This is a genomic window from Corynebacterium sp. ES2775-CONJ (assembly GCF_024814515.1).
GTDB lineage: Bacteria > Actinomycetota > Actinomycetes > Mycobacteriales > Mycobacteriaceae > Corynebacterium.
Map to the genome: position 1 here is coordinate 327769 of NZ_JANUXT010000003.1, position 15288 is coordinate 343056.

The following is a 15288-nucleotide window of genomic DNA, read 5'->3' on the forward strand; positions in this document are numbered from 1 at the left end:
CTAGGCGCAGGCGGGTTTATCGAGCTGTGAGTGACGCCAAAATATTAAAAAGTGGCCTGGTGCACATTTTAGCAAAAATTGTGATACGAACTACCTTTACCCCCTTTATTTCACTAAAACTAGGCAAAAAGGGAAGATCAACGTCCTCTAACTACCCCCGTTAAGGTAACGGTTATGGCTGGAAGATTTTCCTCACTTATACCCCACTAGGGCACGAATATCGGTAATCTGGAATTTCTACTCCATGAGTATCCACCCGCGAGTATCTACCCGAAACTAGAAAGCAGAAATATGAGTGAGACACCTAGAATCCCCGCACACCTTCTTCCTCACGATGGGCGCTTCGGCTGTGGGCCGTCAAAGGTGCGGCCCGCGCAGGTTGATGCCGTGGCAGCTGGAGCCCGCACCGTTCTGGGTACTTCGCACCGCCAATCTGCGATCAAAGACATTGTCGGGAGTATCCGCACCGGCCTAAGCCAACTATTCAATCTCCCCGAAGGCCATGAAGTCATTCTTGGCTTAGGTGGAGCGACTGCCTTTTGGGATGCCGCCACCTTCGGTCTCATACGAAAAAAATCAGGACACTTGGTATGCGGTGAGTTCTCCTCTAAATTCGCGACCGCAGCCGCCCAAGCCCCGTGGCTTGATCAGCCCGCCATTATCTCTGCTGAGCCAGGCAAGATCCCCACACCGGGCTCTCATGACTTTGACGGATGCGATGTCATCGCATGGGCGCATAACGAGACCTCCACGGGCGCTATGATTCCCACCCATCGCCCCGCGGCCCCCGAAGATGCTCTGACTGTTATCGATGCCACCTCAGGTGCTGGCGGTCTACCAGCCGATTTGAACGCGGTTGATGTTTATTATTTCTCCCCTCAGAAGTGCTTCGCTGCGGATGGCGGGTTGTGGATAGCCATCATGAGTCCTCGCGCACTCGATCGCGTTGAGGAGATTGCCAAGTCGGGTCGCTATATCCCTGAGTTCCTCAATCTCAAGACTGCAGTGAACAATTCCCGCAAGAACCAGACGTATAATACCCCGGCGGTGGCCACCCTTATCATGCTCGCTGAACAGGTAAAATGGATGAATGAGCTGGGCGGACTCGATGCTATGGTGGAACGCACCCGCCGCAATTCAGATACGTTATACGCGTGGGCCGAGAACCACCCTCATGCCCAACCTTTCGTCAGTGAGCCTTCACACCGCTCCCTTGTGGTAGGCACGATTGACTTCGACGACAGCGTCGATGCTGCAGCGTTGGCGAAAATCCTGCGCGCACACGGCATTGTCGATGTGGAACCTTACCGGAAGCTAGGCCGCAACCAGCTTCGTGTGGGATTATTCCCAGCTATTGATGCGGCAGATATTCACCTTCTCACCCAAGCGATCGATCATATCTTGGATCATCGCTAATCTTTGTGGCACTCAGCTCCTGCGTGGAACTCCAATACAGGAGGTGGGATGCGATAAGATTGGGTGGATACGCACCTCAGTATGTTGAGTTGAGGAACGGGGACTTTCCCCCGATCCTCAACTCGGATACATCACCGATTGGAGAGCCGCAACTATGAAAGAACTCTTCTTCAATGAGTCGGAATCGACTCCCACCTCATTGGTATTTACCGATAAGGAAACGGACGAGCAGTTTTTTCTGGCGGTCACTGATTCCCTCCTCGCAACTGTGCAGCCCAGCGAGAAAATAAAAAAAGAGCTCCCTGACAACGATGACAAGGCTGAGAAGCCTTCCCGCGGGGTCGACCTACGGACATCTTCACCGCTAAAAATGCGCCCGAGAGAGATCCAAGATCGCATCCGCGCTGGCGCCACGATCGAAGAGGTTGCTGAGCTAAACGGCGTTTCTCCCTCTCGCATCGAGCCCTATGCACATCCCATCATTGGTGAGCGCAAACGCCTAGCCGACATGGCCAAGCAAGCCTACCCCGTCCGCGACGATGGCCCTGCCAAACTCACGCTGTGGGAAGTCCTTGCTACTGCTTTCGCCGCCCGCGATATGGATCTATCTCAGGCAACGTGGGATACTTATCGCGATGCTGCCGCCCAGTGGGTCGTCACGTTGACGTGGCAATCCGGCTTAGTCAGCAATATTGCTGAGTGGAGTTATCTGCGTCATTCCTCCTCTCCTGCCACCGCTGTTGCACGCAATGGGCTCGCAGCAGACCTCATCAATCCGAGTTTTTCTCAGCCAGTCCGCTCCTTGAGTCCCGTGAGTTCGTTGCGTCCGGCTGAGACTTCCCAAGAAGATCTGGAGAAAACTGATACCTTCGAGGAACTCAGTGGAGATGAATTGCTGCAGCATCCTGATGGGGAAAAGCCAGAGAAACGACGTCGGAAAGCAGTAACGCCGCACTGGGAAGATGTGCTGTTGGGAGTTCGCACGAATACCAAGCGCCCCCGCAAATGACCGTAAAAAGGCTTTCCCGCGACGTGGTACTGACCTTGTGGTACGTCACGAGCGCCAATCCAGAAAAGGTCATTAGCGCCTCACCGCGTGCTGATCGTGGGTTCGGAAGAAAACTGCTCGCCCAAATTTATCCCACACTACCTATAACCCCAATCGGATCTTTTAGCCTAAACCATTCAACGCATCCCTCTCGCGATGAGTTTTATATTGCGGCCTTCCCAGGATTGGGTCTTATGCAGACTCTCGTGGCTCATCTAGATCGATTGGAAAATGTAGACCCACGTTTGATCGCAGCAATACCTGCTGCGGATATATTTGTAATCGCCACCGATACCGCATCAGGTTATGCCGGTTTCGCACACTGGCATGGCACAACGCTCAAGCGGGCATTTAGTGCCGAGCCCGACCGCATTATTGAAGATAGCGGTCTCGTAGAGCCCTTCGAAAGTCCATATTGGGCGGGAGAATTCAGCTCCGGTCAGGGTGGGATCCTACTCCCCTTTGCTCCTCTCGATTTGGCATTAGCTGCGCAGAGAGCGTGGCTCGGGTTCGACCCAGTCTCCGCCCCCAATATCAACGTGGTGGGTTATGCCACCGATGGGCGCCCAGAACCTCCTCCGGCTCCACGAAAGCCAACAATCGGCGAAATCGCGCAACAGTCCACCGCAAAATTGGGGATCGGCGAGGTTTATCGAGATTACGATGATTACGAAGATCCCGACGAGGAAGCAGAGCTTGACGACGACCTAACGCTAAGACTCGGTCAAGCTGCTCGTGGCTCATTCAGCTGGGCGCAGAAATCGGCCGTGCGTGCTCATTTACTCTACGACGCGTTTGTGGAAAACCTCGGAGAGAAGCTGCGCTACTCCGATCGGCTCACGCCATCGATAAAGAATTTTTTCTCATCCTTAAAAGCTCAACAATCTGAAGAGCCCGACGAAAAGGCTTGAGAGCGGACTCTCTCGTAGAGTGCAATGGCGGCTGCAGTGGCCAGGTTAAGACTATCAGTACCCGGCGCCATGGGAATACGAGCTCGAATATCTGTTGCCCGCATGGCATGTTCCGTTAAGCCTGGGCCTTCAGCTCCCACTAAGAGTGCAATCTTTTCATAGGGCTGAGCATGTGAATCATAAAGCGCGGTGGCTATATGCGCAGCCTGCGGGTCTGGGGTCAGGGAGACGAGGTGAAAACCTTGTTCTCTCAACTGCTCTAGTCCCCATTGCCAGTTGGTATAGCGTCCCCCGAAGTGGGCGAACGGGGTACGCAGGACGTGTCCCATCGATACCCTCACCACGCGGCGGTATAGCGGGTCTGCGCATCCATTGCCAAAGAGCACCCCATCGACCCCCATCCCCGCCGAGTTGCGAAAAATTGATCCAATATTCTCGTGATCGCCGACGCCTTCCAAGATGACGAGTGTGCGCGCATGCTCAATAACGTCCGATACGGCAAGTGGGCTGGGTCGGTCGGCGGAGGCAAGGAGACCGCGGTGCATATCGTACCCCGCTAATTCAGCGAGATCATCGCGCTCGATTGCATAAATAGGAATATCTTTGACGAGTTCAGGGATATGATCTTGGGCGAGGAAATTGTCCACCTTCGATGGGAACCCTATTAGGCTCCGAACTGGAAATCGGGAGCGCAAGAGCCTTTCTATCACCAAGGGTCCCTCGGCTATGACGAGGCCCTTGGCCCCCGGAATATCGGGGCGTTTATCGGAATGTTTGAGATCTCGAAAATCGGCTACCCGCTCATCGACAGCAGAGTCAATAGGGATGATGTTCACATAAGTCATAGCCATTGAGGTTACTCTCTCGAAAAGATAAAAGCCGCCTACCACTTATGTGGTAGGCGGCTTTAATAAAGGGTTTTAGCCAACGATCTGCAACAGTGGTTCCGCTGCAAAGTAGATAAGGAACAGGGCCGAAACGAGCCACATGATCCAATGCACACTCTTTGCTTTTCCTGCTGCGGCTGCCATGATGACATACGCAATGAAGCCCACCCCGATTCCGTTAGCGATGGAATAGGTAAAAGGCATGATGACAATAGTGAGGAAGGCCGGTAGCGCGATATGGAATTGGGAGAAATCGATATCGCGAACCTGTGCGATCATAAGCGCACCCACCACGACCAACACTGGGGCTGCCGCTTCGATAGGAACAATGGCGTAGAGCGGGGTGAGGAACATAGCCAAGAGAAAGAGAATGCCGGTGACTATATTTGCTAAACCAGTTCGGGCACCATCGGCAATGCCTGCTGCGGAATCGATATAAACCGTATTGGAGGAGGCTGAGGCTCCACCGCCAACGATGGCACCTGCGCCTTCCACGATCAGTGCCGCTCGTAGGTTAGGAAGATTTCCTTTTTCATCGGTAAGTTGAGCCTGCTTGCCTAGTGCTGTCATGGTCCCCATTGCGTCGAAAAAGTTGGCCAGCACAAGGGTAAAGAGAAGCAGTGTGGCCGCCAGCGCGCCGACTCGAGTAAAGGCTCCGAAGAGGGAAATATTGCCGATGATGGAAAGATCTGGAAGTCCACCGATAGTTTCGGGCAGAGTAGGGACTGCCAACGACCAGCCAGTTGCTACGGGTTGCCCGTCGACAAAGGATGGGCCGGCATGCGTGAGAGCTTCGACAACCATTGCGACAAGTGTGGTGGCAACGATTCCGATGAAGAGCCCGCCGCGAACCTGGCGTACCACCAGAATTCCACACAGAACGAGGCCGATCACGAAAACAAAGGTGGGCCACGAGGCAATCGATCCCCCGGAGCCGAGAGTGACGGGAACTGTCGTGCCTGCGGCATCTGGTATACGGCGAACGAAACCAGCGTCGACGAGTCCGATCATGGCGATGAACATACCAATACCTACACCCATAGCTGCCTTGATCGATGCCGGGATGGCGTTGAAAACTGCCATGCGGAAGCCAGATACGGCAAGCAGGACGATGATAATACCGTCCAGGACAACCAGCCCCATAGCCTCTGGCCAACTGAGGCCCTCTACGCTGACCATGGTTACCGCCACTAGGGTGTTAATGCCCAGACCGGTAGCGATGCCGAAAGGATACCGAGCGATCAAACCGAAGGCGATGGTCATAACGCCTGCGGCGAGAGCCGTAGCGGCTGCTACTTGGGGTACTCCAAGAGTAAGCCCCTCAGAATCGGCAATGGTACCGATAATGAGGGGGTTTAAGATGATGATATACGCCATCGCGAAGAAGGTGACGACGCCAGCGCGGATCTCTGTGCTGATTGAGGAACCCCGCTCCGTGATGTGAAAAAAGCGATCTAGTGTGGAGGCATTCTGCCCCACAGCGGTTTCGGCCATATTCTCTCCAGAATGGTTGGGCTAGGTAACTATCGATTGCACTCTCACTATGTGAAAAATCACTTTTGAGGAGTGCACGTCTTAAACAATCCCATTTAAGCTGCATTGTTAACAAATGATCAGGAGAGAATGTGAGATATATTACATAAGGGTTATACCGGCTCCGGCCGGAGTGCTCTTTCACATCACCCCACCGCCTACGTGCGCACCTCCACCTCGACGAGGGATTCGTCGTCGAAAGCGGGTGTCTCTACCCGCTTTTGAGTTTGTGGGGTTTCCACTCCCGAGTGCGCACCGCATCCATAGTCTTTGGCCACCACCTGATCGTGCGCTGAGTATTCATTAGCGCATACCCCGAAATCAGGCCCTAATGGGTGAGCGAACGGCAGATAGAATGCGCAGCTCCTGCACGGGTGCGGGGCTTTTTGTGCATATTCAGTGTCCGGTCCCCACTCTCCTTTGTGCCAGCGTTGCTTCATGGTCTCCAGTTCTATCGCAGCAAGCTTTCGCTGTCCTGGCGCAATAGCCTGACCGGTTAAGAGAACCGATTCCGTATCATTATCGCTTAAGCGGGGATCTGAGGGAGCTGGAGGCATGAGATCCCCAGGGCCAAGATCGCCGGGCTGCACTCGATCGTGGTAGGGAACCCATTCAGGGGCTTTAAGAGCCTCCCCTCCACTGACGAGACCAAGTTCGGAGATAGTTACCCAACGGCTACCAGGTGCGGCAGCAACCACCACATTCCATTCCCACCCAGGATACCCAGGGACGGCAGCTTCGAAACAATGCGTGGCACTATTATTGCCAAGAGCCGCAACCCCAATATGGCTTCCTACCTCGCCTTCGTCCAGTTCCTCAAGGGCGCGACGGGCGATCGATACTGCTCTAGCACTCAATAACAGCGGAGGGGTTCTTTTACGTGACACACCTCTATTATGGCCTATAGCCGAGCAAGTCTGCGCAAATCGAGCCGTGGTGGGGCATGATAATAGCTATGACGAGTAGTTCTTATTGGCGCGGTGCCTTCGCGAGTATAAGTGTCTTTGCAGCGCTAAGCTCGGGGGCCTGCGCCCCGTATTCTGCTGCCCCCATCGAGTATCAGCACGTTGAAATTCTTCATACCTATCCATTCGACTCCACCACCTACACCCAGGGGCTGGAGGTTGATGGTGATCGCCTCCTGGTTAGCGGCGGACAGTACAATCGATCCCGAATTTACTACTACACACTCGACGGCGTCAGTACTCATAATCAGCCGCTCGACCCAGAGCTTTTTGGCGAGGGCGCCACACGATTTGGCGATACGGTATGGCAACTCACGTGGCAAAGCGGAATTGCCTTTGCCCGCAACGCAGAAAGTCTCGACGTTACTCATACAGTGCGTTACCCCGGCGAGGGGTGGGGTTTGTGCTCCTACGAGGACTATATGGTGATGAGCGACGGAAGTGACACTCTCAGAATTCTCGACGGAGAGAGCTTCGCAGAGCGCGATCGTATTTCCATTACTCGCGATGGTGAGCCGGTAAGTATGCTCAACGAGCTCGCCTGCACAAAGGAGTCCGGAACTCGATATGTCTATGCAAACATCTATTTAAGTACTGATATTTATAAAATTGATCTCGACCATAAGCGAGTGGTCGCCATTATCGATGCCTCGACGGTTCCAAATCGCACCAGCGGCGATACCGATCATGTTCTCAATGGTATTGCTAATATCCCCGGCACTGATCGCTTTTATATCACGGGTAAGCAGTGGCCCGACCTTTATGAGGTCCGGTTTAGCAGTGAGCCAGCCTAGGAGGATTTAAAAAATATGCGCCCAAAGACGAAAAAAACCATTGTTCAGGTAGCGGGGCTTGGTGTGGCGGTTCTCGTGGTTCTCATCACCTCAATAGCCTTTCAAAATTGGTGGAATAACCGCCCCGGTACTGCGCCGGAGGACCTCAAAATACAGGCTCAACTGGGAAGCGAGCGCTTCGAAGTTCCCCCGTATAGCGTATGCGAACTTGGAGAGCCCTGCCGAGAAGACAGCCCCACTCTCAAAGATCTTAGCGCCGCTAACGAGCTGGTTGTTGACGTACCTCGAGATATATACGACCATGACTGGACAGTCTTGAGTATCTACGACGACCCAGCCCACAACAGTGAATTCTACTTCGGCCCCTACGAAAAGAAGCATATCGAAATCCCCACAACCAATAGTGATGCCGAGCTATTAGTAGTGGAGATTAAATCCGTACTCATCGGCCGCGACGCCGACGGAGCTGAAACTCCGCTGAGCGTGGTTTGGTCTGTTGGCGCAACGAAAAAGCCCGCCTCCTAAAGATCAGACGGGCTCTGTGAGATTAGATCTCAATGCTAGATATCGAGCTCAGCAGCGACAGCTCGCAGAATCTCAGCAATACGCTTGCCCTCTTTACGGTCAGGATAGTGACCCGCAGTTAATTGCGGCAACACCTTACCGTCAAGGAGATTCACGAGATCAGCGACCACGGATCCCAGCTCCTCGGCGGAGTGCTTACGCTCAACGCGCTGCGGCTTTGCGTGTACGCGAGGTGGATCAATAATAGCGACGCGGAGGGCTTGCGGGCCCTTTTTGCCAGATGCAAAATCGAATTCGATTCGCTGACCGCGGTGAAGTTCAGTGACGCCATCTGGAAGAACAGCTTGGCTAACGAAAACGTCTTCAGATCCCGGGTTGGATACAAAGCCAAAACCTCGTTCGGGGTCGTACCATTTGATCTTGCCAATAGGCATGACACTCATTCCTTCCTAAATTTTTTAAGCTCAGCCGCCTCCGCGGGACACTGGTTCTTCAGTCTAATCTGCGAGGGTCAAAATAGATAGACGAAAGATACTATTCTAGCGAAGGCTGAAGCCTGACGCTAACCCCCTAAAGGAGAGAGCTGTAGTGGCCCCAAGATAACGAATCAGCAACAAATATTGCGACTACCTAACTCTCGCCACGACTTACCCGAAAAGTGCTGCCTACAAGCCACGATAGTCCACCCGAGGCCACCTACGAGAAAAAGTAAACAGTAAAACGTGACAATTTCGTTATAAATACGCTAGGCTGATTGACCAGAACCTTTGCAGCTCTGGTTTTTCCAAACATAAGTACGATGTATACTCATCAATTCTTCGATGATCTCCACCACTCCCTTGGTCTTTGCTTGGATCATCGAAATGCCTTATGGAGAGAAATCTACGCTCAGAGGACCAAAAAGACAGCTGATCCTCATTGGGGATCATGACCACTTTAATGACATTGCAAGCACACCAAGGGAAGTACTGGCTCGAAAATCAACAGCCAGTATCAGGAGTAAGCTAACCGCTTTCTCCCCACAACCGGTGGCCACTGAGAGGATACCCAGAAACTCATGGCGAAACATGCCCGCAAGACCGCTACACCGCTGAAGAAACTAGCCGCTGGAGCCGCAGTAGTAGGAGCAACCACCGTCATCTTCGCTCCCGCAGCCAATGCTGCTCCTGACTCCGACTGGGATCGACTAGCCCAATGCGAAGCTGGAGGCAATTGGTCCATTAATACCGGCAACGGTTACCACGGGGGGCTGCAATTCTCCCCATCGACCTGGAGTGGTTATGGTGGCGGCGAGTTCGCCCCCTACGCCTACCAAGCAACCCGTGAGCAGCAAATCGCGGTCGCTGAGCGCGTGCTCGCCGGCCAAGGCTGGGGTGCGTGGCCCTCCTGCTCGTCTCGCCTAGGACTCAACGCAGCTCCTACCCCCCGCACTATCGTGGCGGATGCTCCAGCTGTAGTCCAAGAAGCTGTAGCCCAAGCAGAATTCGCGGCTGAGCGCGACGGCCAAAACGCGGAATCCTTACCAGTTGACGCGCTCTATAACCTCATCGTGGCTCGCCTCGCAGAATTTGGTCTCACTGTTCCCCCGCAGATCGAAGCTCTCTACTACTCCTTCCGCGTAGACCTCAACGCCTTCTATAGCGCTAACCGTGAGCTCATTCACTCCATCTTCTAGGAGCTCGATGTAGCCACAAAAAAAGGGCACGACTGCTTATTGAGCGGTCGGGCCCTTTTTTGCTGGGAAATACTATTTGTTGATACGCGTATAAGGATGAACGTAGCCGGTCTGCTCGGCTGGAACAGGAAACTCAATATCGCCGAACGGACTGTTGGCACCAGCAAATTTCGCGATAATATCCGTTACATAGTGGCCGCCGCCTGGAACCTCGGTGGGCCAACCTGGATCAACATAACCTTTTTTCTCCATATTTGACATACTTCTCATTTTGGCAAATCTTCACCAAAACCGCACCTTTTCAACAGCTACAATTGGATTTCACCATGAATTCTGCCACCCCCACACCACCATCTCTTGAAGAGTATCTCACCTCCCTCGACGATGATGAGTTGAGTGTTCTTTTTTCCAACCGCCCCGATATTCTCTTTCCGACACCCCCACATATTCGTTCTCTGGCTGGCCGTTTGAGACTTAAACAGAGTATTGTGCGCGCACTCTTCCAGCTCAACGCGCGCGAGATCGCAGTTCTCGAGGCTTTGGATACTTTAGGAGGCGATCTTCACGCGGTACCCGAAGAGGATATGAAAAACTTACTAAGCCCTTATATCGAAGGGTCTTGGTCTCTCTCTGAGCTCATTGATACCCTCAGCAGCTATCTTTTAGTAATCCCCACTGCTAACGGCATAGCCCTAGCGGAGTCCGTGGCTGACTATCTTCACCCTGTGGTTCGCGTTCTAGCAGAAAAAGATAGCGATGATTTCGCGACAACGGCTCTTAAAGTGTCGGCTCTTGATCACATATCGCTGAAGATCCTCACAGCCCTCGCGGCTCCGCAGGCTACGGGAACAACCCGCGATGCGCACCCTCATGCCGATCAATCCAAACCAATACCCCGCCTAATCGCCGACGGTCTATTGGTGCGGCGAGATGATACTACAGTGGCTTTGCCTACCTATGTGCGCCAGATTCTCGCAGGTCACCGGTTTATACCCCTAAGCTCCCCCAACAGTCACTCACAGCCTAAACTCGACTCTCAGCTAGCGGAACAGGCGGTTGCAACCGCTCTTGATATCGTACGATTATGTCGCCATACAGTGGAGTACCTAGACACCACACCCGTTGCGCTATTAAAAAATCGCGGATTAGGAGTACGCGGTGAACAACAACTGACTCACATCCTCCACACGAGTCAAGGCATTGTGAATACCGTCGTGGCTCTTCTTTTTGGGGCACGCCTTGTTGTCACCCACCACAACGAGGAGGGTGGTTTGGAATTGGCCAATACCGAGCGCTGCGCAGAATTCCTCGAATCTCCCTTGGCCACTCAGTGGGAGATGATCTGGCTGGGCTGGTGGCGGGCAGGGGCCTTGCAACACTGGATAGCAGGCACTAAAGATGATAAGGGACAATCAATCCGCCTCAATAGCGAAGAAACTTGGGATGAAAAGCTTCCCCCATTACGACGGCAATTTTTTAAGCTCTTTGGCGATACCGGATTAACTCGAGCACATATCTCAGCGGAATTAGCTTTTCGCCATCCTTATCAACAGCTTGCCTACGATGATCAGTTTATCGATGAGCTCATTAACGAAGGCCTTTCGATGGGGGCTCTCATCCACAATGACGGATTCTACTTCGCTGCTCCTGCGCTTCGCAGCATTGACAAGAACTTCGCTGAGCTCCTTGTCGCGCTCACGCCTCAGGAAATCAGCTATCTCATTCCTAATAGCGATCTCACTTTGCTCGCCCCGGGTCCTCTCGAATCAACGGTGCACCGCTCTATTAATCTTTATGCTGACCTCGAATCCCCAGGGCTTGCTAGTGTATATAGAATCTCGGAATCCTCTCTGCGTCGAGGCTTCGACGCTGGGCGCAGCGCCGCTGATATCAGGAATTTCTTCACGACTCACCTTATCGGGGAGCTACCCTCAGTAATCGAATTTCTTATCGATGATATTTCCCGCACCCATGGGCAGATCCGTGGCGGGGTGGCCACCAGTTATCTCCGCATCGACGATGCTGTGCTTCTTACTCAGATTATTGCCAGCCCAAGTATCAAAAGGCTCAGCCTCAGTCAGATAGCACCCACAGTCGCGGTATCGTCAGCGCCGCTAGCCCACGTTATTGCAGCCTTACGGGCGGATGGCTACCACGCCGTAGCCGAGGATCACCACGGTTTAAGCGTCGATATCAGGCCTCAGCGTGAACGCCAGGAAACCCCTCCGGCTCCACGATCAACACCTAGTCTCAGTGAGGATTCCATCCTCAAAGCACTCCAGGCACTGAAGGCTTCTCCGCCCTCGCACTCTATCGGGTCCGGGGAGGCATCAATAAGCGTGGTTCACAAAGCGATTCGCCATAAATTAGACCTTATACTTAGCTATGTCGATGCTGCAGGTATCCAGCACTCTCAAGAAATGAGCCCCATTGCGATGACCGCGGGTCATATCTCAGCCATTGAGAAAGTTACCGGGGAGCTAATTCGTATCCCCGCTCATCGCCTCAGTGCAGCGCAGATCATACACAGCGAAGGAAAAACGGATGACTAACGGATCGGGCCCCCTTATTGTCCAGTCAGACAAAACAGTTCTACTCGAAATTGACCACCCTAACGCCGATGTTGCTCGGGCTGCCCTTGCCCCATTCGCCGAACTCGAGCGCGCCCCTGAACATATCCACACCTATCGCATAACGCCCCTTGCCCTGTGGAATGCCCGTGCCGCAGGATTCGACGCTGAGCAGCTTATCGACGTCCTCGATAGCTACTCGCGTTTTCCGATCCCTCAAGCACTCCTGATCGATATAGCTGAAACAATGGCTCGTTACGGGCGCGTGCGGATCCTCGATCATCCCGCTCACGGTCTCATACTTGAGTCTGAAGATCTTAGCGTGCTGACGGAGATCACGCGGCATAAGAATATCGCACCAATGCTGGGGAGCCGTATTGATTCAGAAACTATTGCCGTCCACCCTTCCGAGCGCGGGCGCTTGAAGCAAGAGCTCATTAAAATCGGGTGGCCGGCCGAAGATCTTGCCGGATATATAGACGGGGAAAGTCACCCCATCACGCTACAGACCGGCGATTGGAATATCCGCGATTATCAGAAGATGGCCGCAGCCGCCTTTTATAACGGGGGCTCAGGTGTCGTAGTGTTACCTTGTGGTTCGGGGAAAACCATCGTAGGTGCCGCGGCTATGGCTAAGGCGCAAGTGACCACCCTTATTTTGGTCACTAACACCCTTGCAGGGAGGCAATGGCGCGACGAGCTGCTGGCGAAGACCTCTCTTACTGAGGCGGAGATCGGTGAGTATTCCGGGGAAAAGAAAGAGATTCGACCCGTCACCATAGCCACGTACCAGGTGGTGACACGCAAATCCAAGGGCGAGTATCGGGCTCTCGAACTCTTCGATAGCCGAGACTGGGGCCTCATCATCTACGATGAGGTCCACCTGCTTCCTGCCCCGGTTTTCCGTATGACTTCCAATCTGCAATCACGGCGTCGCCTCGGCCTCACAGCAACACTAATTAGAGAAGACGGGCGCGAGAGCGATGTCTTTTCACTGATCGGACCCAAGCGCTATGATGCCCCTTGGAAAGACCTTGAAATGCAGGGGTTCATCGCGAGCGCAGAGTGCATTGAGGTCAGAAGTACCATGACGCACGATGAGAAGATGAGCTACGCTATCGCCGAAACTAGGGAGCGCTACCGCCTCGCAGCGTGCTCGGAGAGCAAAACCTCAGCGGTGCGAAAAATTCTTGATTTCCACGCTGGGGATCCAGCCTTAATTATCGGCGCTTTCGTCGAGCAGCTTGAGGAGCTCAGTGAGAAACTCGGAGCGCCGCTCATTGACGGGCGTACCCGCACGAGCCGACGAGAGGAACTATTCCAGCAATTTCGCGAAGGGAAAGTGCCAACACTTGTGGTGAGCAAAGTTGCGAATTTCTCTATCGACCTTCCTGCCGCCCAGGTGGCGATTCAGGTCTCGGGTACCTTCGGATCCCGTCAAGAAGAGGCGCAGCGTTTAGGGCGGTTGCTCAGACCTAAGGCAAACAAGCAATCGGTGCACTTCTATACAGTTGTCAGTCGTGACAGTATTGACGCCGAGTACGCGGCGAATCGGCAACGCTTCTTAGCAGAACAAGGCTACGCCTACCGGATAGTCGATCTTCAAGACCTCGATGAGCTCTTGCCTCAGATTGCACCACGGAAAGAAGGATAAAGATGCAAAAATTCTCGTTTAGCGTCGACGAACAGTATGCCCGCAAACATAACGAGCTGCTGCGCGATGGATCGCGATTAATCAAAGCGGCTCTATTAGCCGTCGTACTCCTGATAGGCCTAATATTCGTGGTTGACTATATAAATCTTGGTGGTTACGCAGTCGTGGCCAAGATCGTTTTAGGTGCTCTAGCGGCTATGAACGCAGTGCTCGTTTTCGTTCTACCTAGAGCTATTGGCAGCGCCGAGAAACTTTATAATAGCTACGAACTGTGCGCCGCTATGATCGCGGAGGTTAATCCACGTGACTGCGTCCTTTTAGCCCTCGTTAATTTAAGCGCACTCGATACCCAGCCACCACAATGGGCATTAGCTACGCGCACCGTTACTGGATTGGGGGACCACACCCGAAAGATCGGTGAGAAAGTTCCTGCGGTAGCGGTGAGTGGACGCAAAGATGTATACGCAAAGGATGCATGGGGCGAAGTCTCCCCTGTGCCTATTACATGGGGGACACCGGACCGGGAGGTAATTGCGCGCGCTAGAGCAGCAATCCCTGAGGAACAATGGAGAGTCTTGGAAGAAAATCTTCACCGTCTTGAAGACGTTCAAGCTACCCCGAGAAATTTGCTCGAGTTAGAGCTTTCATAGCCACCCTATTGGAGATATGGGTGCCCCCCGCTTAGGTATTAGTTGCAGGAAAGAATCGGGACCACTTGAACTAGGTACAGCATCAAGCCGCTAGATCTAGGTCTACCAAATTATCCGGATCCCAAGCCCCCCGAGCTGACGGCGCCATGCTGGAGAATACAGGAAGTTTTTGGACCATTTATTATAGCTGTCGATTAACTCCCTTGAGATCTAAAGCCGGCTGCACAGCTCTATATCCCGAGCCGGTAGAGAGTATACTCTCCACCGAGCAATTAGGCGTTTATTCCCTGGATCTATTACTCCTGGGCCCCTAGGAGTCGGCAAATGGTGACTACAATAACCGCGAGTTAGTTACTCCGCATCCTGCCCGTATCGACACTAACCATCTGGAATCTTCTAGCCTATTTCAAGGACAAAATAGTCCTGCGCCAGAAATGGTAAGCAACCCGGAACCGATTACGGGTATATGAGACAAAAAAAGGGGGAGGGGTTGCGCACAAGCACACAGCCTGCACACAACCCCTCCCACCATCTTAAGTTTTAGGTCGGCGGTGACTTACTCTCCCACAAACTCCCGTTTGCAGTACCATCAGCGCTACCAGGCTTAGCTTCCGGGTTCGGAATGGGACCGGGCGTACCCCTGACGCAATAACCACCGAC

Annotated in this window: 14 protein-coding genes and 1 rRNA gene; 9 read left to right on the forward strand and 6 right to left on the reverse strand. The window is 53.3% G+C overall.

Annotated elements, in window-relative coordinates:
- Positions 1–291 precede the first annotated feature (291 nt).
- The 3 genes from serC (at position 292) to NXT01_RS05535 (ending at position 3375) form a co-directional block, all read left to right on the forward strand.
- Positions 292–1416, forward strand: a complete 1125-nt coding sequence (serC, locus tag NXT01_RS05525; RefSeq protein ID WP_259078405.1) for a phosphoserine transaminase — start codon at positions 292–294, stop codon at positions 1414–1416.
- A 154-nt stretch (positions 1417–1570) separates the two neighbouring features.
- Entirely contained in the window at positions 1571–2425 is an 855-nt protein-coding gene (gene sepH / locus NXT01_RS05530) for a septation protein SepH (protein ID WP_259078407.1), read from the forward strand.
- Positions 2422–3375, forward strand: coding sequence for a DUF6928 family protein (locus NXT01_RS05535; protein WP_259078409.1), 954 nt, complete (start codon positions 2422–2424; stop codon positions 3373–3375). The genes sepH and NXT01_RS05535 overlap by 4 nt, the downstream gene beginning before the upstream one ends.
- Here the strand turns inward: NXT01_RS05535 and NXT01_RS05540 are convergent.
- From NXT01_RS05540 to NXT01_RS05550, 3 genes are all read right to left on the reverse strand, one after another.
- Positions 3342–4226 (reverse strand): RNA methyltransferase, encoded by an 885-nt coding sequence (locus NXT01_RS05540; RefSeq protein ID WP_259078411.1) that lies wholly within the window; start codon positions 4224–4226, stop codon positions 3342–3344. The two genes, NXT01_RS05535 and NXT01_RS05540, sit on opposite strands and share 34 nt — an antisense overlap.
- 69 nt (positions 4227–4295) lie before the next feature.
- Entirely contained in the window at positions 4296–5756 is a 1461-nt protein-coding gene (locus NXT01_RS05545) for an NCS2 family permease (protein ID WP_259078413.1), read from the reverse strand.
- Positions 5757–5953: 197 nt separating this feature from the next.
- Complete coding sequence (locus NXT01_RS05550; RefSeq protein ID WP_259078415.1) at positions 5954–6682, reverse strand: DUF3027 domain-containing protein; 729 nt, start codon at positions 6680–6682, stop codon at positions 5954–5956.
- A 68-nt stretch (positions 6683–6750) separates the two neighbouring features.
- Here NXT01_RS05550 and NXT01_RS05555 point away from each other — a divergent pair, with 68 nt between their 5' ends.
- Together NXT01_RS05555 and NXT01_RS05560 are read left to right on the forward strand one after the other, a co-directional pair.
- Positions 6751–7554, forward strand: a complete 804-nt coding sequence (locus NXT01_RS05555; RefSeq protein WP_259078417.1) for a glutaminyl-peptide cyclotransferase — start codon at positions 6751–6753, stop codon at positions 7552–7554.
- A 15-nt stretch (positions 7555–7569) separates the two neighbouring features.
- On the forward strand, positions 7570–8079 hold the full coding sequence (locus NXT01_RS05560; protein WP_259078418.1) for a DUF2771 domain-containing protein: 510 nt from the start codon (positions 7570–7572) through the stop codon (positions 8077–8079).
- A 35-nt stretch (positions 8080–8114) separates the two neighbouring features.
- Here the strand turns inward: NXT01_RS05560 and NXT01_RS05565 are convergent, their stop codons facing one another.
- Positions 8115–8513, reverse strand: a complete 399-nt coding sequence (locus tag NXT01_RS05565) for a cold-shock protein (protein WP_259078420.1) — start codon at positions 8511–8513, stop codon at positions 8115–8117.
- Between the two features lie 623 nt (positions 8514–9136).
- Between NXT01_RS05565 and NXT01_RS05570 the strand changes: the two genes are divergently transcribed.
- Positions 9137–9754: a resuscitation-promoting factor Rpf1 domain-containing protein gene (locus NXT01_RS05570; protein WP_259078422.1), complete on the forward strand. Its 618-nt coding sequence runs from the start codon at positions 9137–9139 to the stop codon at positions 9752–9754.
- Positions 9755–9826: 72 nt separating this feature from the next.
- On the opposite strand, the gene NXT01_RS05575 is transcribed toward NXT01_RS05570, so the two are convergent.
- Entirely contained in the window at positions 9827–10015 is a 189-nt protein-coding gene (locus NXT01_RS05575; RefSeq protein ID WP_259078423.1) for a hypothetical protein, read from the reverse strand.
- Positions 10016–10080: 65 nt separating this feature from the next.
- On the opposite strand from NXT01_RS05575, the gene NXT01_RS05580 reads away from it, so the two are divergent.
- Genes NXT01_RS05580 through NXT01_RS05590 form a run of 3 tightly spaced genes read left to right on the forward strand, consistent with a single transcriptional unit; the run spans position 10081 to position 14628 of the window.
- Positions 10081–12306 carry a helicase-associated domain-containing protein gene (locus NXT01_RS05580; RefSeq protein WP_259078425.1) on the forward strand — a complete coding sequence of 742 codons (2226 nt, stop codon included), beginning with the start codon at positions 10081–10083 and terminating at the stop codon, positions 12304–12306.
- The gene (locus tag NXT01_RS05585; protein ID WP_259078427.1) at positions 12299–13978 is read left to right on the forward strand and encodes a DNA repair helicase XPB; all 1680 of its coding nucleotides are present in this window, start codon (positions 12299–12301) and stop codon (positions 13976–13978) included. Before NXT01_RS05580 ends, NXT01_RS05585 begins: the two co-directional genes overlap by 8 nt.
- A 2-nt stretch (positions 13979–13980) precedes the next feature.
- Positions 13981–14628 carry a DUF3239 domain-containing protein gene (locus tag NXT01_RS05590; protein ID WP_259078429.1) on the forward strand — a complete coding sequence of 216 codons (648 nt, stop codon included), beginning with the start codon at positions 13981–13983 and terminating at the stop codon, positions 14626–14628.
- Between the two features lie 543 nt (positions 14629–15171).
- Here the strand turns inward: NXT01_RS05590 and rrf are convergent.
- A 5S ribosomal RNA gene (rrf, locus tag NXT01_RS05595) occupies positions 15172–15288 on the reverse strand.